Source organism: Kineosporia succinea (genome assembly GCF_030811555.1).
In the GTDB taxonomy this organism is placed as follows: domain Bacteria; phylum Actinomycetota; class Actinomycetes; order Actinomycetales; family Kineosporiaceae; genus Kineosporia; species Kineosporia succinea.
Genome location: NZ_JAUSQZ010000001.1, coordinates 3,252,939 through 3,272,217, shown reverse-complemented (window position 1 = coordinate 3,272,217; position 19,279 = coordinate 3,252,939). Strand labels below are relative to the sequence as shown.

10 protein-coding genes are annotated in these 19,279 nt (G+C 74.1%); 6 read left to right on the top strand and 4 right to left on the bottom strand.

Going from position 1 to position 19,279, the window contains the following annotated elements:
- Positions 1–6: 6 nt before the first annotated feature.
- Positions 7–4,008, bottom strand: a complete 4,002-nt coding sequence (locus J2S57_RS14295; protein WP_307242781.1) for a GAP1-M domain-containing protein — start codon at positions 4,006–4,008, stop codon at positions 7–9.
- Between the two features lie 98 nt (positions 4,009–4,106).
- On the opposite strand from J2S57_RS14295, the gene J2S57_RS14290 reads away from it, so the two are divergent.
- Positions 4,107–5,057, top strand: a complete 951-nt coding sequence (locus tag J2S57_RS14290; protein ID WP_307242779.1) for a 1,4-dihydroxy-2-naphthoyl-CoA synthase — start codon at positions 4,107–4,109, stop codon at positions 5,055–5,057.
- Between the two features lie 159 nt (positions 5,058–5,216).
- Complete coding sequence (locus J2S57_RS14285) at positions 5,217–5,606, top strand: PLD nuclease N-terminal domain-containing protein (RefSeq protein ID WP_307242777.1); 390 nt, start codon at positions 5,217–5,219, stop codon at positions 5,604–5,606.
- A 42-nt stretch (positions 5,607–5,648) separates the two neighbouring features.
- Here the strand turns inward: J2S57_RS14285 and J2S57_RS14280 are convergent, their stop codons facing one another.
- Positions 5,649–6,527 (bottom strand): LLM class F420-dependent oxidoreductase, encoded by an 879-nt coding sequence (locus J2S57_RS14280; RefSeq protein WP_307242774.1) that lies wholly within the window; start codon positions 6,525–6,527, stop codon positions 5,649–5,651.
- 116 nt (positions 6,528–6,643) lie between these two features.
- Here J2S57_RS14280 and J2S57_RS14275 point away from each other — a divergent pair, with 116 nt between their 5' ends.
- Positions 6,644–12,718 (top strand): EAL domain-containing protein, encoded by a 6,075-nt coding sequence (locus tag J2S57_RS14275; RefSeq protein ID WP_307242772.1) that lies wholly within the window; start codon positions 6,644–6,646, stop codon positions 12,716–12,718.
- Between the two features lie 49 nt (positions 12,719–12,767).
- On the opposite strand, the gene J2S57_RS14270 is transcribed toward J2S57_RS14275, so the two are convergent.
- Positions 12,768–14,093: a hypothetical protein gene (locus J2S57_RS14270; protein WP_307242769.1), complete on the bottom strand. Its 1,326-nt coding sequence runs from the start codon at positions 14,091–14,093 to the stop codon at positions 12,768–12,770.
- A 270-nt stretch (positions 14,094–14,363) separates the two neighbouring features.
- Between J2S57_RS14270 and menE the strand changes: the two genes are divergently transcribed.
- Positions 14,364–15,350 carry an o-succinylbenzoate--CoA ligase gene (gene menE / locus J2S57_RS14265; protein WP_307242767.1) on the top strand — a complete coding sequence of 329 codons (987 nt, stop codon included), beginning with the start codon at positions 14,364–14,366 and terminating at the stop codon, positions 15,348–15,350.
- Positions 15,351–15,353: 3 nt separating this feature from the next.
- The gene (locus J2S57_RS14260) at positions 15,354–16,235 is read left to right on the top strand and encodes a 1,4-dihydroxy-2-naphthoate polyprenyltransferase (protein WP_307242765.1); all 882 of its coding nucleotides are present in this window, start codon (positions 15,354–15,356) and stop codon (positions 16,233–16,235) included.
- Here J2S57_RS14260 and J2S57_RS14255 read toward each other — a convergent pair.
- On the bottom strand, positions 16,232–16,528 hold the full coding sequence (locus tag J2S57_RS14255) for a DUF4229 domain-containing protein (RefSeq protein ID WP_307242762.1): 297 nt from the start codon (positions 16,526–16,528) through the stop codon (positions 16,232–16,234). The genes J2S57_RS14260 and J2S57_RS14255 overlap by 4 nt on opposite strands.
- Positions 16,529–16,667: 139 nt before the next feature.
- Here J2S57_RS14255 and J2S57_RS14250 point away from each other — a divergent pair, with 139 nt between their 5' ends.
- Positions 16,668–19,274, top strand: a complete 2,607-nt coding sequence (locus tag J2S57_RS14250; RefSeq protein ID WP_307242759.1) for an EAL domain-containing protein — start codon at positions 16,668–16,670, stop codon at positions 19,272–19,274.
- The last annotated feature ends 5 nt before the right edge of the window (positions 19,275–19,279 follow it).

The following is a 19,279-nucleotide window of genomic DNA, read 5'->3' as shown; positions in this document are numbered from 1 at the left end:
CGCGAGTCAGGGTCGGCGGCGCACCGTTCTCAGCCACTCCAGCCACGGCGGGCGATTCACCGCGCGTTCGGCTCCGCGGGGCCGGCGCAGGTGGGCGTCGGGGCGCAGGTCCACCTCCGAGGACGGGCTGAGGGCGTCGGACGCCTCGGCGTCGGGGGTTCCGGTTCCCGTTCCGGTTCCGGTCAGGTCGATGGTGGACGCGTCGGGGTCGCCCGGGCGGGCGGCTCTCGCGTGGGCGTCGGTGGGGTTGACGGAGGACGCGTCGGGGTCGCTCGGGTGAGGGGCGCCCGCGTGCGCATCAGTGGGGTTGATGAGGGACGCGTCGGGGTGCGTGGGGTGGACGGCGTCCGTCGGGTGGGCCGCGTCCGCCGGGTGGGCCGAGTCCGTCGGCTGCGTGGACCGGCCCGGACGCCAGGTGCCGTCGCCCGGGGTCGTGCCGTGGGGTGGGGTGAGGCCGCGGGGTGCGGTGGGGCGGGTCCGGGCGTCCGGGGAGGTGCCGGGGGGCGGGGTGTCGGGGTGGTTGGGGTAGGCGGGGGGCGGTTCGGGGTGGCGGTCGGGGCGGACGATCGGGATGCGTCCGCTGATCGCGGAGCGCAGACGGGAACGGCGCCGGGGGCCGGGATCGTCGCGGATCACCTTGCCCCGGATCACCTCCGGAGCGGGCTCGTCGAGGGGCAGGGGCTCGACGGACAGCGTGGCCCCGGGCAGCGCCTGCTCCCAGAACCGGCGCAGGGCAGTGCGGTCGACTCCGCCGGTGGCGGCCCGGATCTCGGCCTCGACCAGGGCGATCAGGTCACCGGCGAGGCGGGTGCCGGCCGGTCCGGAGGCCGGGGCTGCGAAAGCTTCCGGTGCGGTGGCGTTCTCGATCTCCACCAGACGACGCAGCGCCGGGCCGACCGGCAGCTCGGACAGACGCGGCACGTCGGCCCCGACGGCGGGCAGCGCCGCCGCCCGCGACCCCGGTCCTGAGGTCGGGGCCGATCCTGCGGACGCGTCACCGGGCCGCAGCATCGCCCGGGTGGAGGCGATCACGACCTCGCCGGCCAGCCGGTGGCGGTTCTGCCGGAGGATGCCCGCGACCAGCGGAAGGGCCTGCTCCATCCCCAGCGGCACCGCCTCGCGCCAGGCGTTGCCGACCGGGACCACGGCCAGCCGCGAGCGCAGCACGGTGTCGCGCTGGGCGGGCTCGGCGGCGATCGCGACGGCGAAGGCGGCCACCGTGACCCGCGGGGCGATCAGGCGGCGCTCGGCCGGGGCGAGGCCGGGCCAGGCGCGGTCGGCGAACATGAGCATCTCGGCGGCGCGGCGGTGCAGTCCGTCGTCCTGCTCGTGCCAGCCCGGACCGGCGATCGCCAGCAGGTTCAGCAGCTGGGCCTGGGCGTCGGTGACCCCGGCGCGGCGCGGGCGCTCGCGGCCGTCGGGGTCGCGGCCGGGCAGGAAGTCGACGCGCTTGAGCAGGGCGGCGGCCAGACGGGCGCTGTCGGCATCGTCGAGCCAGTCGGCCAGGTGCCGCAGCGCGACCGGGACCAGGTGCGGCGCCAGCGTGGGCGGGGCCGGCTCGGCGATCTGCAGCAGCAGCCCGGCGCTCCACGCCTCGCCCGCCGCCAGCCGCGAGAAGATGCGCGCGACCAGGGGTTCCGGGTCGGCCAGGGGGTTCGCGTCGAGGTCGAGACGCAGCAGATGACGCACCGCGGGCCCGCGCAGCCGGGGGTCACCCACGATCCGCCCGGTGGCCGAGGCCACCGCGACCTCGAGCGCGACCCGGTCGGGTCCCCGTCCGACGTCGGCCGCCGCGAGTTCCTCGGGACGCATCCGGGCAAGGCGGTCGGCGTCCACCGCCGGGGCGAGCAGGGCCAGCACGGCCGCGGGCAGCCGCTCCCCCGGCGGACGTCCGGCGTGCAACCACCCTCCCGGCTCGTGCCCGGCCCGGGCCAGGTGCGGCACGATCCACCGGGCCAGGGCCGCCGGGTCGAGTGCGCCGGCCTGCGCCGCGATCCACGCGCCCACGCTGTCGTCGGCCGAACCCCGCGGGTTCCCCTCGCCGACCGCTCCCGAGCCGATGCCCGGCACCTTCGGGTCCGCGGAACCACCGGACCCGAAGGTGCCCTGGGGGTCCAGGGAACGCGGAAGAGGCCGGGCGGCCGAAGGGCGTTCGGAGCCGAGAGTGGTGCCGGGTGACCGGGTTTCCCCGGAACCTTCCCCGGGGCTGTTGGACGCCTCAAGGGCCGAGGAGGCGCCGAAGAACCCCTGAGCAGCACCGCCCACCGGAGCGGCACCGGCACCCGGCGCGGCACCGGCACCCGGCGCGGCACCGCCACCCGGCGCGGCACCGGCACCCGGCGCGGCATCGACATCTGACCGAGAGCCGGCACCTGAAACAGAGCCGGACCCCGAAGCGACGTCGGCCCCCGGAACGAACCCGGGCTCGCCCCCGTCCAGCCGCAACACGACCTCGTCACCCGAGGAGCCCGAGCCGACCGGGCCGACCGGGCCGGAAGGTGAGGGGGCCTCCCGGGTGACCGGCGCGTCTTCAAGCACCTCACCCTCCCCGGCCCCACCCCGCACCGCAGCTCCCGAGCCCGACGCCAGCAACCGCGCCGCGCGGTCGGCGAGCAACTCCAGCCCGGACAGGTCCGGCCCCGGCACCAGACGGGCCGTGCGGTGAGCGAAATCGACCGCCCGCAGCAGCAACACGCCGTGCCGGACCGCGGCCTCACCACCCCCGGCCGGACGGGCCAGCCGGTCGGTCAGCTTGGCCAGGGGCGAGCGCAGCCGGGCCGCCAGCCCCGGGTCGAAACGGATGCTCCCGGGCAGGGGCGGGGGCTCGTGCAGCAGCCAGTCGTCGTCTTCGAACGACAGGTACAGGTAGCTCTCGAACGCCGCCTGCACCAGCGCGGGCCGCGGCGGGTCGGACTCCAGGGCGTTGACCAGACGGGTCCAGGCCTGGGCCGCGTTGTCGACCGTGGCCGCGACCAGCGACGCCAGCGCGGCGGCCAGATCGTCGGAAAGCTGCAGGCCGGGCGGGGTGTCCCGGAGGATGATGCGGGTCGCCGTGGGCAGCGCCAGCGGCAGGCCCGGCGTCAGCGCGACCGCCCCGGCCAGGAACCAGGCCGCGCCCTGGGCGTCGTCACCGGTGCCGGGCCACCAGTCGCCGCGCAGGCCACCGGCGGGCGGGGTGGTCAGGCTGAGGTCGTCGAGACGGCGCAGACATCGCTCGAGCGCCCCCGTCTCCTCGCAGACCGCGTCGAGCCCCAGCCGCGACCAGTCGGTGACCGGCACCAGCTGGCCCAGGTGGGTGCGGCGGTGGGCCCGGCCGCCGGTGGCCACGACCAGCGGGTCCATACGCGGGTCGACGATCACGACCGGGAGTTCGCGACCCCGCGGCAGGTTCGAGTCGAGGTCGGGCTCCAGCACCACGCTGACGACCGGCGTGCGCCAGCCCTCGGGGTCGTCTTCCTGCAGCGCCGCCGAGATCAGGTCGCCCCCGCCGCCGGCCTCGGCCGAGGCCCGGGCCAGCACGTCGGTGAGCCGCTCGTAGGTGGAGAACGACAGCCGCAGGCTCACCGGCGGCGGCGCCAGGAAACTGATCAGGGCGATCCAGCGCACCCCGGTGATCTGGTCGGGAGCCGCCAGCACGACCGGCTTGCCGCCCGCGACCGCGGCGGCCACCGCGTCCATCAGTGAACCCAGCGCCCCCAGCCGGAAGTGCGGATCGGCGACGAAGTCGACCGCCCGGGCCCGGTCGATCGCCCGGTCGGGCAGCGTGAACGACGAGGGGTCGGCGGGCTCGTCGTCGTCGAGCGAGACCAGCGAGCCGAACAGCTGGGCGTAGCGCACGACCGGGGCGTGCGGCGGGCGCGACCACTGACGCGCGGCCCACAGCTCGACCGGCCGCACGAACCCGGGCGAGGCGGAGCGCCGCACCACGTCGGGGTCGACGAGGACATGGCTGTGCGAGCGGTCCTGGTAGTACCAGACCGCGTCCTGCCCACGGAGGGTGAACCTCATCCGTGGCTCGCGGACCACCTCGTCACCACCCCCGCCCTGGGGCTCGTCGCGCGGGGGCAGGACCGGTGCGCGACGCCGGCCCGCCTATTCTTCGGTGGGTGACGAGCTCTCACGATGCCGACCCGACCGTTTCCGCGATCTTCGATCCGACGTCGTGGGAGTCCGTTCCCGAATACGACTTTACCGACATCACCTATCACAGATGTACCCGTCCGGGTCCGGCCGGCCGCACGGTGCGCATCGCCTTCGACCGTCCGGAAGTACGCAACGCCTTCCGTCCGCACACCGTGGACGAGCTCTACCAGGCCCTTGACCACGCGCGGCGCACCCCGGACGTGGGCACGGTGCTGCTCACCGGCAACGGCCCGAGCGCGAAGGACGGCGGCTGGGCGTTCTGCTCCGGCGGCGACCAGCGCATCCGGGGCCGTAGCGGCTACCAGTACGCCGAGGGCGACACCGCCGACACGGTCGACTCCGCCCGGGTGAAGGTCGAGGGTGGCCGGCTGCACATCCTCGAGGTGCAGCGCCTGATCCGCACCATGCCCAAGGTCGTCATCGCGGTGGTGAACGGCTGGGCGGCCGGTGGCGGGCACAGCCTGCACGTGGTCTGCGACCTGACGATCGCCAGCCGCGAGCACGCCCGGTTCAAGCAGACCGACGCCGACGTGGGCTCGTTCGACGCCGGTTACGGCTCGGCCTACCTGGCCAAGATGGTGGGCCAGAAGAACGCCCGGGAGATCTTCTTCCTGGGCCGGGCCTACGACGCCGAGGCGATGCAGCGCATGGGCGCCGTGAACGAGGTGGCCGACCACGCCGATCTGGAGAACGCCGCCCTGCGGATGGCCGCCGAGATCAACGCCAAGAGCCCGACGGCCCAGCGCATGCTCAAGTTCGCCTTCAACCTGACGGACGACGGGCTGATGGGCCAGCAGGTGTTCGCCGGCGAGGCGACCCGCCTGGCCTACATGACCGACGAGGCGGTGGAGGGACGCGACGCGTTCCTGCAGAAGCGCGACCCGGACTGGAGCCCGTACCCCTACTACTACTGATGGATTTCCGGGCTTACTCTCAGCCCGACGACGGTCACAAGACGCGCGGAACGTGGCAGGCTTGGGGGACGGGTTTTCTCCCGGCCGAACCGCCGGCCGAGGGATGCCAGGCGCCCTGGTGCGCCGGTATCGGGAACACCGACAGAAGGGGGAGCGCACGTGCTGCTGACCGCCCTGCCCGCGCTGCTCTACATCGGCCTCATCGTCTACTCCGTCTTCGACGTGATGCAGACGCCGCCCGACGAGCTCCACCGCCTGACCCGCGGTCAGTGGGTCGCCGTGGTTCTCGTGGTGCCGCTCTTCGGTGCGGTGTTCTGGCTGCTGACCAGTGGCCCGCGCCGCGGCCGCCACGAGCACGCCCCCGGGCACCCCTCCGGCACCGGCTGGGCCGCCGAGGGCATGACGCAGTACCCCGTCGGTCCCGACGACGACCCCGACTTCATCGCCGGGCTGGCCCGCGCGCAGCGCAAGCGCACACTGACCCGCCCCGACGACGATTCCGAGGCGAAGGCGAAGCCGCCGAAGAAGAACGACGAGACCGAGAACTGAGGACGCGGGTGGGCACCCCGGTGGGGAGCCCACCCGCGCGTCTCAGAAGAGTTCGCGGGCGATGACCCGCAGGTCGTCGAGCGCGTGCCGGCCCGGCGCCGGCACGGGCTGCACGCAGACCTGGTCGGCCCCGGCCTCGCGGTGCGCCCGCACCCGCATCAGCGCGTCCGGGCCCCAGCCGAAGAGACCGTCGATCAGCCGGTCGCTACCGCCGTTCTCCACGTCCGCCTCGGTGAATCCCAGCCGCAGCCACGAGTTCACGTAGTTCGGCAGGCCGAGGTAGGGCTTCAGCACGCCGCGCGCCAGGCCCCGGGCCTCGTCCGGGTCGCTGCTCAGCACCACCTTCTGCTCGGGCACCAGCAGCCGGTCGGGCCCCAGCGCCGCGCGGGCCGTGCGGGTGTGCTCGGGCGTGGTCAGGTAGGGCAGCGCCCCGGCCGAACGGTCGCGAGCCAGCTCCAGGGCCTTCGGGCCGAGCGCGGCCAGGGCCCGGTTGCGCGCCGGCACCCCGCCCTCGTCGAGAACGTCCAGGTAGGCCCGCAGTTTCGCGAGCGGCTTGTCGTACTGCCCCTGGTTGAACTCGGTCTGCGGATGGTGGCCGACGCCCAGGCCGAGCACGAACCGGTCGCCGAACCGGTCGGCCACCTTCCGGTACGAGGCCGCCACCGCCTCGGCCGGATCGCGCCAGATGTTGGCGATCGAGGTGCCGACGACCAGCCCGGGAGTGCCGGCCAGCATCCGCTCGACCGGGGCCAGGTCGGCTCCCCAGGAACCGCCGAGCCAGAGTGCCCCGAAACCGAGCTGCTCGATCTGCGCGGTGAGCTCTCCCTCGCGGCCCTCGTAGGCTCCGACCGCCTGCGGGCCGAGGCCGAGCCAGACGGCGTAGGGCGACTTCAGGTCCGGTGTTCGATCTGTATCAAACATGTTGCTGAGCCTACCGACGTTCCCGGACCGGCGCGTCCCCCGTTGGGCCCCATGGCTTGAGTCGCCGCGCGTCACCACCGATGGGGAGTGGTAACGGGGATTGCGAGGCACCATTCATGACGAACACGGAACCGGGGAGCGGCAGGGACACCCGGGCCGACGGGGCTGTTCCGGGGCAACGGCCGCCGGAGCCCGCGGCCGGGCTGGCACCGGGCGAGATCCTGATCCACGACGACCGCTTCGGCCGGGTCACCCGGATCGGGACGGGTGACGACGCGCTGATCCGCCGGGAGATGCGCGGGGTCAACGCCGCCCTGCGGGCGCGTCACTCGGCGGCCGTGATGGACCGCCTGCGCGGCATCCCGGGGGTGCCGCAGCTGGTCGGCCCGGCGACCGGCACGGTCTACCACGTGCGCGCGTTCCGCGGTGAGTCGCTGCGCGGCCTGATGCGCAGCCCGAAGTGGCACCTCGATGTCCCGGCCCTGGTGGACGTGGTGGTCGACCTGGCCGCGCTGCTCACCGAGATCCACGGGCGGGGTGTGGTGCACAGTGACCTCAGCCCCGAGGTGATCCTGCTCAGCGTTCCCCAGAACCGGCCCTTCATCGTCAATTTCGACCGGGCGACCCTGTTCTCGGGCGAACAGCCCGGCTACTCGCACAGCAACTCGCTCATCCAGCGCCTGGTCTACCTGGCCCCGGAGCAGACCGGCCGCACCGCCCAGCCGGTCGACCAGCGCGCCGACCTCTACACGCTCGGCGTCGTGATCCACGAGCTGTGCACCGGTGAGCCCCCGTTCGGCCGCGGCGAGGCCGACGCGCTGGGCCTGATGCGCGACCAGCTGGCCCGCCTGCCCACCCCCGTCGCCGTCCTGAACCCGGCTCTGCCGCGTCCGTTCTCGGACATCGTGGCCAAGCTGCTGGAGAAGGAGCCGGGCCGGCGCTACCAGAGCGCGGCCGGGCTGCTGCACGACCTGCGACGACTGCGGCAGGAGATGGTGAAGGCCGGCGGCGGGCACGGCGGACGGCAGCTGGCCCCGATCCGGCCGTTCGCGCTCGGCGACCGCGACTTCCCGCACCAGCTCACCGGGCCGGCGCGGCTCTTCGCCCGGGACCCCGAGATCTCCCGGCTGCGGGCGGCGTTCACCGGGATCTGCTCCGGCGGCACCGCCGGGATCCTCGTCACCGGGCGGGCCGGGGTGGGCAAGACGTCGCTCATCGACCAGCTGCGCCCGACCGTGGCCTCGGCCGGCGGCTGGTTCATCTCCGGCACCTTCGACGCCTCCGAGTCCGACCTGCGCTCGAACGCGGTGGTCGAGGCCCTGGGGCAGCTGGGCCGGCTGCTGCTGGCCGAGCCCGAGAGCGCCCTGATCGAGCAGCGTCAGCGGATGCGCAGCATGCTCGGCGGCAACGCGTCGCTGCTGGCCGGGCTGGTGCCCGACCTGGCGCCGGTGCTGGGAGTGCCCGGCGACCCACCGTTCGGCGACCCGCTGGAGATCCAGAGCCGGGCCCGGCAGAGCGCCCTCGACCTGTTGCGCGCCACGGCCTCCCGCAGCCGGCCGGTGGTGATGGTGCTGGACTCGCTGCAGTGGGCGGCGCCCTTCCCGCTCGGCCTGATCGACGCCGTGCTGACCGGCGGCGAGATCGACGGCCTGCTGATCGTGGGCGCGCTGCGCGACGACGACCCGGGGCCCACGATCGGCTCGATGGTCGCGCGCTGGAGCCAGCTCGGGCTCTGGCCGCCCGCCGTGCGCCTGGAGAACCTGGGCCGCGACGACCTGACCGAGATGCTCGGCGAGATGCTCCGGCTCGAGCGCCGCGAGGCCGCCCGGCTGGCTGACGTGGTCGGTGCCCGCACCCGGGGCAACCCCTACGAGACCATCGAGTTGCTCAACGCCCTGCGCACCGAGGGGTCGCTGCTCCTGGGCGAGTCGGGCTGGACCTGGGACTCGACGGCCGTGCGGGGCCGGCTGGTGGGCGGGGAGAACGGCGACCTGCTGGCCGCCCGGCTGCGCACACTGCCCGACCCGACCGTGGCCGTGCTCGAGGTGCTGGCCGGGCTGGGGCGGCGCAGCGAACTGGGTGTGCTGGCCACCGCGGCCGGGATGAGCGTGGAGGACCTCGACGAACGGCTCGAGCCGGCGCTGGCCGAGGGCCTGATCATGACCACGACCGGTGAGGCCGAGGGCGACGCGACCGTGCGCTTCCGGCACGAGCGCAGCCGCCGGCTGGTGCGCGAGCAGCTCGGCGAGGATGCCACCCGGCTGCTGAGCCTGACCATCGCCCACCGCCTCGCGTCCGATCCCCGGCACCTGACCACCGCCGCCGCGCAGTACGTGGCGGCCCTGCCCGAGCTGACCGACCCGGCCGAGCGGCGGCGCGCGGCGCACCTGCTGGAACGGGCCGGGACGGCCGTGCGGGTGACGAATCCGAGCTCGGCGGAACGGTTCTACGCGGCCGGGGAAGAGCTGCTGACCGACTCGCAGACCGACGACGAGCTGCTGCTGAGGCTGGCCCTGGAACGGCACGCCACGGTGTACGGGCTGGGCGAACTCGACGCGATGGACCGCCTGTTCGCCTCGGCCCGGCAGCGCTGCGACGACCCGCTGCGCCTGAACGACGCGGTGTGCCTGCAGATCGCCGCCCTGACCAACCGCGGGCGGGTGCACGAGGCGATCACGCTGGGACGCGAGCAGCTCGGCCGGCTCGGTCTGCCGGTCCCTCCCCCGGACGAGCTGGTGGGCATCATCAGCGCCGGGCTGCCGGAGTTCACGGCCTGGGCCGACTCCGCGGAACTCCTTCGGGACGAGAGCACCGACCCGGTGGTGCGGGCCCGCGCCGACGTGCTGCGCCGCCTGAACCACACCGCCTACTTCGCCGACCACGACCTGCTCGGCTGGCTGATCCTGACCGCCCAGAAGATGTGGCAGGAGCACGGCCCGCTGCGGGCCCTGGTCGAGGCGCTCTCGCACGCGGCCCTGCTGACGATCGGCCGGGCCGGTGACTTCCGCACCGGATACCGCGTGGTGACCAGGGTTCTCGCGGTCAGCGCCGAACGCGGTTACGAGCCGGAGACCTCGTACGCCCGGTTCCTGTGCGGGGCCACCGCCCGGCCCTGGTTCGAGCCGCTCCAGGCCGCGATCGCCGACCTCCAGCAGGCCGAGTCCGGGCTGCTGCGCGGCGGGGAGCCACAGTCGGCCGCCTTCAGCTACAGCACGCTGTGCTCGAGCATGCTCGACTTCGGGCTGAGCCTGGGCGGCCTGCTCTCGGTCGTCGACCAGGGGCTCGCGCTGGCCGCCCGGATGAGCAACGACCAGGCCCGGCAGCTGATCCTGAGCCACCGGTCGCTGGTCGAGGCGCTGCGCGGGGCCCCGTTCCCCGACCTCACGCTGAGCGTGCCCGCCGCCCAGGTCAACCACCACCTGCTGGGCGCGCTGCACGCCGCCCTGCTCGGCTCCCCGGAGTCACTGCGGGCCGAACTGGGCCGGGTGATGCCGATGTTCGCGTTCCTGGAGAGCACCTACGCGGCCTCGCAGGCGCACCTGCTGAACGCCCTGTCGCTCTCGCACGGCGGTGACCCCGAGAGTCTCCGGGCCAGCCGCGAGTGGCTCGCCCGGCGGGCGCACGACCTGCCCTCCGGCTTCGGCCACCTGGTCACCTGGCTGGACGCCGAGACCGCCTGGGCCGCAGGCGATCTGACCGCCGCGATGAAGCACTTCGACGACGCGATCCTGACCACGCCGCCGAACCGCGGCTGGCACCGGGCGCTGGTGCTCGAGCGGGCCGGGATGTTCCGCGAGGCGCAGGGGCACACGTACGGCTCGCGGGCGATGCTCACCCTGGCCCGCGACGCGTACCGGGCCTGGGGCGCCGACGCCAAGGTGGAACAGCTGCGCCGGCGTTACCCGGACCTGCGCACGGCCCTGCCCGAACGGCCGCCGCTGAGTGTGGACGAGGTGGTCACCTCGGACGAGACCGGTGACGCCGTGGACCTTCTCGGGGTGCTCTCGGCCTCGCAGGCGATCGGCCGGGAGACCGCCTTCGAGGCGCTGCACGCCCGGGTCGTGGAGGTGCTGACCGCCATGACCGGCGCCACCGACGTGACGATCCTGCTCACCGACGGCGAGTGGCCCACCTCCGGGTTCCCGGTCTCGGCGGTGCGGTACGCCGAGCGCACCGGGGAGCCGCTGCTGGTGGCCGACGCCACCCGCGACGACCGGTTCAGCGCCGACCCGCACCTGGCCGGGCTGCCCCGCTGCGCGCTGATGGTGGTGCCGATCAGCTCGGGCGGGGAGCCCCGGCTGGTGCTGGTGCTCGAGAACCACCTGCACGGCAACGCCTTCTCACCGGCCCGGCTGGACGCGGTGCGGCTGATCGCCGGGCAGCTGGCGGTGTCGTTCGACAACGCCCGGGCCCGGCGGCACAGCGAACTGCAGGCGCGGCAACGGGAATCACTGCTGCAGGCCGTGCGGCAGCGGGAGCGCCTGCTGGAGACACTGCTGGCGATCCAGCGGGACATCGCGCACCGGGTGCCGCTGCAGATGGTCATGGACGCCGTCACCGAGGGCGCCTCGGGCATGCTCGAGGGTGCGTTCGTGGCACTGGTGCTGCTCGACCCGGACCACGACGGACGCCCGAACATCCCCTCGGTGAGCGGTCACCGGGCCGGGGTGGAGACCGACGAGTGGGTGCTGCGGACGGCGACGGACGCGATCGAGGCGGACGAGCTGGTCACCTCCGCCGGTGAGGTGACGCTGATGGCCGCCCCGGTGCACGTCAGCGGGCGCATCATCGGCAGCCTGGTGACGAGCACGGCGTCGCGGCCGGGGTCTGCGGACTGGCGGCAGGACCTGCTGGGCGCGTTCGCCGAGCAGGTCAGCCTGGCCCTGAACGACGCCACCACCCTGGAGGCGATCCGCGAGGCCTCGTACGACTCCCTGACCGGCCTGGCCAACCGCACGCTGTTCCTCGACCGGCTGAAGGAGGCACTGGCCCGGGAGGACGCCGGCGAGGTGAGCGTGCTGTTCATCGACCTGGACCGGTTCAAGGCGGTGAACGACACGCTCGGGCACGGCGCCGGGGACGACCTCCTGGCCGAGGTGGCCCGGCGGCTGCGCGACTGCATCCGGGAGAGCGACACCGTGGCCCGCCTCGGCGGCGACGAGTTCGCGGTGCTGATGGAGCGGACGCGGGGGTCGGGTCCGGCGCTGCGGGCGGCGGAGCGGATCACGGCGGCCCTGTCGAGGCCGATCCGGCTCGCCGGGCGCGACCTGTTCGTGTCGGCCAGCGTCGGGGTGGCCCACGGCGACGCCGACCGGCACGGCACCGGCGAGCTGCTGCGCCAGGCCGACCTGGCGATGTACCAGGCGAAGAAGAACGGCAGCCGGCGCGCGGTGGTGTTCGAGCCGCGGATGCAGGCGGACGCGCGGGACCGCCTGGAGCTGCAGGGCGACCTGCGCAAGGCCTTGGCGGAGAGCCAGTTCGAGCTGGTCTACCAGCCGCTGATGGACCTGTCCCGGCGGGTCCCGCTGGGCGTGGAGACGCTGATCCGGTGGCGGCACCCCGAGCGCGGGATGATCTCGCCGGCCGCGTTCGTGCCGATCGCCGAGGAGACCGGGGTGATCGTCGAGATGGGGCGCTGGGTGCTGGCCCGCAGCTGTCGCCAGGTGGCCGCCTGGCGCCGTCACGCGCAGCCCGACCTCGGGCTCAACATCAACGTCTCGGCCCGGCAGCTGACCGACGGGCGGCTGGCCGAGGACGTGATCGCCACGCTCGCCGAGACCGGTCTGCCGGCGTCGGCGCTGACCCTCGAGCTCACCGAGACTGTGCTGATGGAGGATCCGGAGGGCATCACCGCGCAGCTGTCGGAGCTGCGGCGGCTCGGGGTGCAGGTCGGCATCGACGACTTCGGCACCGGCTACTCGTCGCTGTCGTACCTGCGGCGCTTCCCGGTGGACAAGCTGAAGATCGACAAGTCGTTCATCGACAACATCGAGACGGTGGAGGAGGACCTGGCGATCGTGCGTACCGTGGTCGACCTGGCCCGGATCCTGTCGCTGGAGACCACCGCCGAGGGCATCGAGAGCGAGGCCCAGGCCGACCTGCTGCGCGACGTGGGATGCGAGACGGGGCAGGGCTACTGGTTCGCCCGGCCGCTGCCGCCGGAGGAGATCCCGGCCTTCCTGACGCGTTAGACCGGCCCTGCGACGCGTCGCAGGGCCGGTCTAACGCGTCGGGCAGGTGTCAGAAGGGCACGATGTCGCGGTGCAGCACCCGGTGGCGCAGCGCGGCGCGGAACAGGTCGGCGGCGCCGGCCCGGGCCCGCAGCTGCCGGTCGAGCAGGGCGCCGGACTCCTCGACGAGTTCCATCCAGCGCAGCTCACGCAGCACCGCGAAGAACAGGGCGCTGGTGTCGCTCTCGCTCGGCGTGCGGCGGCCGGCCACCCGCCAGCCGGACTCGGTGATCACGGCCTGCACCAGGGTGCGCACGTCTTCTTCACCGACCACGTCGCCCGGCGCCAGCACGGCCAGCACGACCTCCCAGGCCACGGCCAGGGCGGAGTGCTCGGGACCGACCAGCCCGGCGGACACGGCCTGCCAGAGGGTGCGGCCGTCGGCCAGGGCGGCCCGGCCGCTCGGGGTCAGGGTGAGACGGGACGCGCGGCGGCGGCACAGGCCCAGGCGCTGCGCGGTCTCGCGCAGCACCAGCACCGGGTAGGCGTCGACCTCGCGGTTGGCCGGGCCGATCAGCTCGTCGCGCCAGCCCAGCTCGTCGAGCGCGCGGGAGACCGTGCGCGGCGGCAGGTAGCCGGCGGCGGTGAGGGCCAGGCCGTCACCGATCTCGGTCAGCAGCCAGTCGAGGGGTCGCAGCAGGGCGCGGGCCGGGGCGGCCATGCCCGGGTCGACGTTCTCGCGCAGGCTGGTCTCGAGCGGGGCCAGCAGACCGCCGCGCGTGGTGGAACGGGGGCCGCGGATCCAGTCGTCGAGACGCTCGTCGAGGATCTGGTCGTAGAGGGCCTCTCCGGACAGGTCCAGGCGCGGCGACAGCAGCACGTTCAGGGTGATCTCGGCCTGCGAGTCCCGCCAGCCGCGGGTGCCGGGCTGCAGATCGCCCACCGCCACGGCCATCTCGAGCCGGTCGGCGACGGCCTCGCGGGCCTGCGACTCGGCCGTGCCCATGATCGCGCCCCAGGTCAGGAGCTCGGTGTCGGGCGGCTCGATGCCCGAGCGCTGCATCGCCCGGCGCACCACGGTGCGGCCCCGGTCGGGCGCCTGGTCACCGGTGAAGAGGATCTGGCGAGTGGTGTCGCTGCGGGCGATGCCCGCGTAGCGCTGCATGCTGAGACCGTCGAGCAGCGCGGCCAGGGCGGTGGCGACCCGCCAGCGACCCGCCGCGTCGGACATCCACGATCGGTTCAGCTCGTCCCAGCAGAACTGCTGGAGCCGCCACTGCGTCACCGACTCGGGCCCCTCACCCCCGGTCAGCGAGTCCCAAGCCGCCCGAGCGTCCTCGGCCACCTCGGGTTCGGCGCGGCCGATTGCAGCCAGCGCCTGTTCCACGGAATGCACGAGCAGCAGCCTGCCACTTACTGACCGTCTGGGGAACCTGCCGCGCTGGCCGATCCGGTCACCGCTTACCCTGCCGAGGTGACCTCCGGGACCTCTCCACGCATCCTCGAAACCCGGCTGACCTGCGCTGACGACCGAATATTGGGGGTCCTGACGCACCTGCGGGCGGCTCTTTCGGGCAGTGGTCCCGCCCTTGCGCTCAGCGACGAAGTTCCCCAAAGTCACTCAGGATCGACCCTCGGTGGCGTTCTGGATGCCGTCGGGCCCGCCGTGCCCCTCCTCGGGGCGGACGACGACCCCACCGACCCCACCGCCGTCTCGGTGCGCACGTCCGGTTCCACCGGCGACCCCAAGCGGGTTCTGCTGTCCGCCTCGGCCCTGCTCGCGTCCGCCGCCGCCACCCACGACCGGCTCGGCGGAGCCGGCCGCTGGCTGCTCGCCCTGCCCGCCCAGCACATCGCCGGGATGCAGGTGCTGGTGCGCTCGCTGGTCGCCGGCACCACGCCCGTCGTGATGGACCTCAACGACGGGTTCACCGCCCGGGGATTCACCGAGGCCACCCGTCGGCTGCGGGGCCGGCGGCTCTACACCTCCCTGGTGCCGACCCAGATCACCCGCATCCTCGACGATCCCGAGGCCACCGAGGCGCTGCGCCGGTACGACGCGGTGCTGGTGGGCGGTTCGGCCGTGAACCCGGCACTGCTGGAGAGGTCCGGCGCGCGTCTCGTCACCACCTACGGCATGAGCGAGACCGCGGGCGGGTGCGTGTACGACGGGGTGCCGCTCGACGGCGTGACCGTGGAGCTGGAACGAGGCCGGATCGTCATCGGGGGCCCCACCGTGGCCCGCGGCTACCTGGGAGCGCCCTTCACCGACCGCCGCGTGATCACCAACGACCACGGCTACTGGGAGAACGACCGGCTCGTCGTCACCGGCCGGCTCGACTCGATGATCATCAGCGGCGGCGTCAACATCGCCCCCGGCCCGGTGGAGGACGTCCTGCACCGGATGCCCGGTGTGGCCGAGGTGGTCGTCGTAGGCGTGCCGGACCCGGAGTGGGGGCAGCGGGTGGCCGCGGCGCTCGTGCTCACGCCGGGCGCGTCAGCCCCTACCCTGGCCGAGGTCCGGGCGCGGGTCACCGACGAACTGTCCGCCCGGTCGGCACCTCGGCAACTGGTGGTGCTGGAGCACCTACCTCTGCGCGGCCCGGGTAAACCGGACCGTGCGGCGATCACGAAGATCCTGGAAGGAACCTGATCCATGGCCACCGCAACCCAATGGGTCGAGGGCGCTCGCCTGAAGACCCTCCCGCTCTCGGTGGCCCCGGTGCTGATCGGCACCGGCGCGGCGATCGGCCAGGACCTCGGCTGGGGCCCGCTCGAGCTGATCATGGCCGCGCTCGCCCTGATCGTGTCGCTGGCCCTGCAGATCGGCGTGAACTACGCCAACGACTACTCCGACGGCATCCGCGGCACCGACGACGACCGGGTCGGCCCGTTCCGGCTCACCGGCTCCCGCGCGGCCACGCCCTCGCAGGTCAAGCTGGCCGCGTTCGCCTGTTTCGGCGTCGCGGGCGTGGCCGGGCTGGTGCTCGTGCTGCTGGCCGGGCAGTACTGGCTGCTCGCGGTCGGCGTGCTCTGCGTGCTCGCGGCCTGGTACTACACCGGAGGCCGGAAGCCCTACGGCTACTCCGGCTTCGGCGAGGTCGCGGTGTTCGTCTTCTTCGGCCTGGTGGCGGTGCTCGGCACGATGTACACCCAGGTCGGCACGATCTCCGGCTCCGGCTTCGGCGCGGCCGTCGGGATGGGCTCGCTGGCCTGCGCGGTGCTGGTGGCCAACAACCTGCGCGACATCCCGACCGACTCGGTGACCGGCAAGCACACGCTGGCGGTGAAGCTCGGCGACAGCAGCACGCGGGTGTTCTACGTGTTCCTGATCGCCACGCCGTTCGTGCTCACGCTGGTGATCGGGCCGTGGCACCCGTGGACGATGATCTCGCTGATCGCGCTGCCCCTGGCCCGCGGCCCGGTGATGTGCGTGACCGCCGGCAACCAGGGGCTCGGCCTGATCCCCGCGCTCAGGGACACCGGCCGGCTCGGGCTGGTGTGGGCGCTGCTGATGGGCGTGGGGCTGGCCTTCTAGCCGGGCCCGGTCTCACCTGAGCGGGACGCCTCGTCCGCCTCGTCCTCGATCTCGTCGTCGGAGCGGTCGAGGCCTTCACGCCGACGGTCGAGCCGGTTCGCCGTGCGCTCGGTGATGGCCTCGGTGAGCTGGGCCCGCGGCCCCTGCAGCAGCAGGTACGACAGGGCCAGGGAGATCACGGCGGCCAGCACGACCGTGGTGATGCTCCGGCCCGCGACGAGCCCCAGCAGGATCAGGACGACCACGAAGATCGCCACCCGCATCGCGGTGTACTTGATCAGAGCCAGATGCACCGTTCCAGGGTAGCCCGGCCTGTGCACCCGCCCTGAACCTGCTCCCGGACTTCAAGATCTCCCCGCCCGCTGCCGAAGCACAGCCCAACAGCGTTCGCCCGTCCGGGTGACCCGCGCAGGCGGCCAGCAGGGAGACACCATGACGCTTCTCGGAGCCAACACCGGCGGCGAGCCCGCGGGCGACGACCTCGCGGCGCGCCCCGGCGGTGGGTTCGGCGGCTCCGCGGTGTCCCGGCGGTCGCGGAGCTGGAGACGGCGCGGTGCCCGGGTGCGGGCCCGGCTGCGGCGGGCGGGTCGCGGCGCTCGCGGACCCGTGACCCACCACGACGGCGACAAGCTGCTGACGCCTCCGCTGGCCGTGCCCAACCCGCTGCGCGACGGCGAGTCCCGGTCCGGCGAGTGCGGTTTCGACACCCTGACGTTCGGGGTGACCCGGCCCGGCACCGTCCGCGGCGGCCTCCCCCGGCCGCGTCCCGCCTCCGGTCGGCAGAAACCCGGCACACCTGAGGACGTTTCGGCGGCACGGCTCCTGGGTCACCTTCCCGAGGACGGGACTCCCGAGGAGAACCGGGACGACACCGCCGAGTGGGACCAGCCCGTGGCGATGGCGATCGACCTGTCCGACGGCCCCAAGCTGATCCACCACCCGGTGCTGCCGCCGCCGGACCCCACGTCCGGGCAGCTCGGGCAGGCCGGGCAGGCCGGCCCGCAGACCCCGCGCACCGGGCTGCGTCTCATCACCCGGACCACCCTGGCCGGACCGGACCAGGCCGGGGCCAACGTCGACCTGAGCCCGGCCCGCCCGGCCGCGACGCGCCCCGTCACCGAACCCCGCCGCGTCCCCGAAGCCCTGCTCACGTTCGTCCTCTCGCTCATCGCCGGGGCCACCGCCTGGGCCGTCGCCGCACCGCCCGCGGTCTGGCTGGCCCTCGCCGCCGTGCCCGCCGCCGGCCTGCTGGCGCTGCTGCTGCCCGGTTTCACCACCGCCCGGGTGCTGCGCGCCGCCGCCCTGCTCGGCACCGCCGCCGCCCTGCCCGTGCTCGACTCCGCGATGACCCCGGTCTCGCTGGTGATCGCCCTCGGCACGGTGGCCTCGTACCCGCTGATGGTCGGCCCGGTGGCCGGCTGGCTCGTCACCGGCCTGGCCGTGCTCTCGCTGGCCGGGGCCCTGACCGGACGCACCCTGTCCGACGGGCCCGGCCGGGTGCTGCACCTGCTGGCCGACCCGGGCAACCACCCGGCCGTCGGCATCCAGATCGCGCTCGGCTCCGGCGTTCTGGTGGCCGCCCTGGTCGGCCTGACCTCCACGACCACCCGCCGACGCCTGACGGGAGCGGCCTCCGCCGCCCAGGCCGGCGAGCGCCGGGCCCGCGCCGAGACCGCCGCGCTGGCCGCGTCCTCGTCGATCGACCCGACGACCGGGCTGCCCAACCGCGACGGCCTGCTGCGGGCCCTGGCCCTGACCCTGTCCACCGCCGACCCGCTCACCCACGGCAGCACCCCGCCGCCGGTCGGGCTGGTGCTGGCCGAGCTCGACCGCTTCGACGACCTGGCCGACAGCCTGGGCGCGACCGTCGCCGACGACCTGGCCACCCAGGTGGGCCTGCGCATCGCCGAGGGTTTCGACGGCTACCTGGTGGCCCGGGTGGCGCGCCGGCAGTTCGCCGTGGTCGTCACCGACGACGTCCTCCCGCCGAACGCCGACACCTGCGCCGACGTGGCCCGGGTGATCTCCCGGCTGATGGACGAGCCGGTGCTGGCCGGGGCCCGTGAGCTCAGCCTGTCCTGCTCGCTCGGGGGCGCGGTCTCCGGGCCGGGCCTGATCACCGCCGAGGACCTGCTGCAGGCCGCCGACGAGGCCGTGCGCGCGGCCCGGCGCGGGGGCCGCGGCCGGTGGGCGATGTTCGACCGGGCCGAGCGGGCGCGCAGCCTGATGCGGGCCGGCCTGGAGCAGGAGCTGCGGCACGCGGTGCGGATGGGCCTGATCGAGGTCGACTTCCAGCCGTTGCTGGCCCTGGGCACCGGGGTGGACGACGACGACCGGATCGCCGGGGCGCAGGCCCTGCCGCGCTGGCGGCGCCAGGACGGGGTGGTGGTCTCCCCGGAGACCTTCGTGCCGCTGGCCGACGAACTCGGCCTGGGCGTGACGCTCGGCCTGCAGACGATCAACCGGGCCCTGGCCGCGCTGGTGATCTGGCGGCACGAGGGCGTGGACGTCGAGCAGGTCTGGGTCAGCCTGTCTCCGGCCCAGCTCGAGGACGCGGACTTCGCCCACGAGGTGGCGGCCCAGCTGGCCATCCGCGGCCTGTCCGCCGCGTCGCTGGTGCTGCAGGTCGGCGCCGGGCAGCTGGTGGAGTCGGAGCAGGCCCTGGTGACGCTCGGGATGCTGCGCTCGCTCGGGATCTCGGTGGCGCTGGCCGACTTCGGCACCAGCGGCACCTCACTGACGATGCTGCGCCGGCTGCCGATCAGCGCGGTGAAGCTCGACGGCCGGCTGGCCACCGAGCTCGACGGCACCGGCGAGGGTGACGACGTGGCCCGGGCCGCGGCCCAGCTGTGCCACTCGCTCGGCCTGCAGGTGATCTGCGCGTCGGTCTCGACCTCCGGCCAGCTGGAGGGAGCCCGGCGGATCGGCGCGGACGCCGTGCAGGGTCACGCGATCGCCCGCCCGATGTCGGCGCAGGACGTGACCAACCTGCTCACCCTGCGCATGCCCCGCGAGCTGCGGCTGCGGACGGAGAAGTAGAACCC

Coding starts and splice junctions, on each gene's coding strand:
- J2S57_RS14295 (WP_307242781.1), bottom strand. CDS start 4,008: ATGAGGTTCACCCTCCGTGGGCAGGACGCGGTCTGGTACTACCAGGAC.
- J2S57_RS14280 (WP_307242774.1), bottom strand. CDS start 6,527: ATGTTTGATACAGATCGAACACCGGACCTGAAGTCGCCCTACGCCGTC.
- J2S57_RS14275 (WP_307242772.1), top strand. CDS start 6,644: ATGACGAACACGGAACCGGGGAGCGGCAGGGACACCCGGGCCGACGGG.
- J2S57_RS14260 (WP_307242765.1), top strand. CDS start 15,354: ATGGCCACCGCAACCCAATGGGTCGAGGGCGCTCGCCTGAAGACCCTC.
- J2S57_RS14250 (WP_307242759.1), top strand. CDS start 16,668: ATGACGCTTCTCGGAGCCAACACCGGCGGCGAGCCCGCGGGCGACGAC.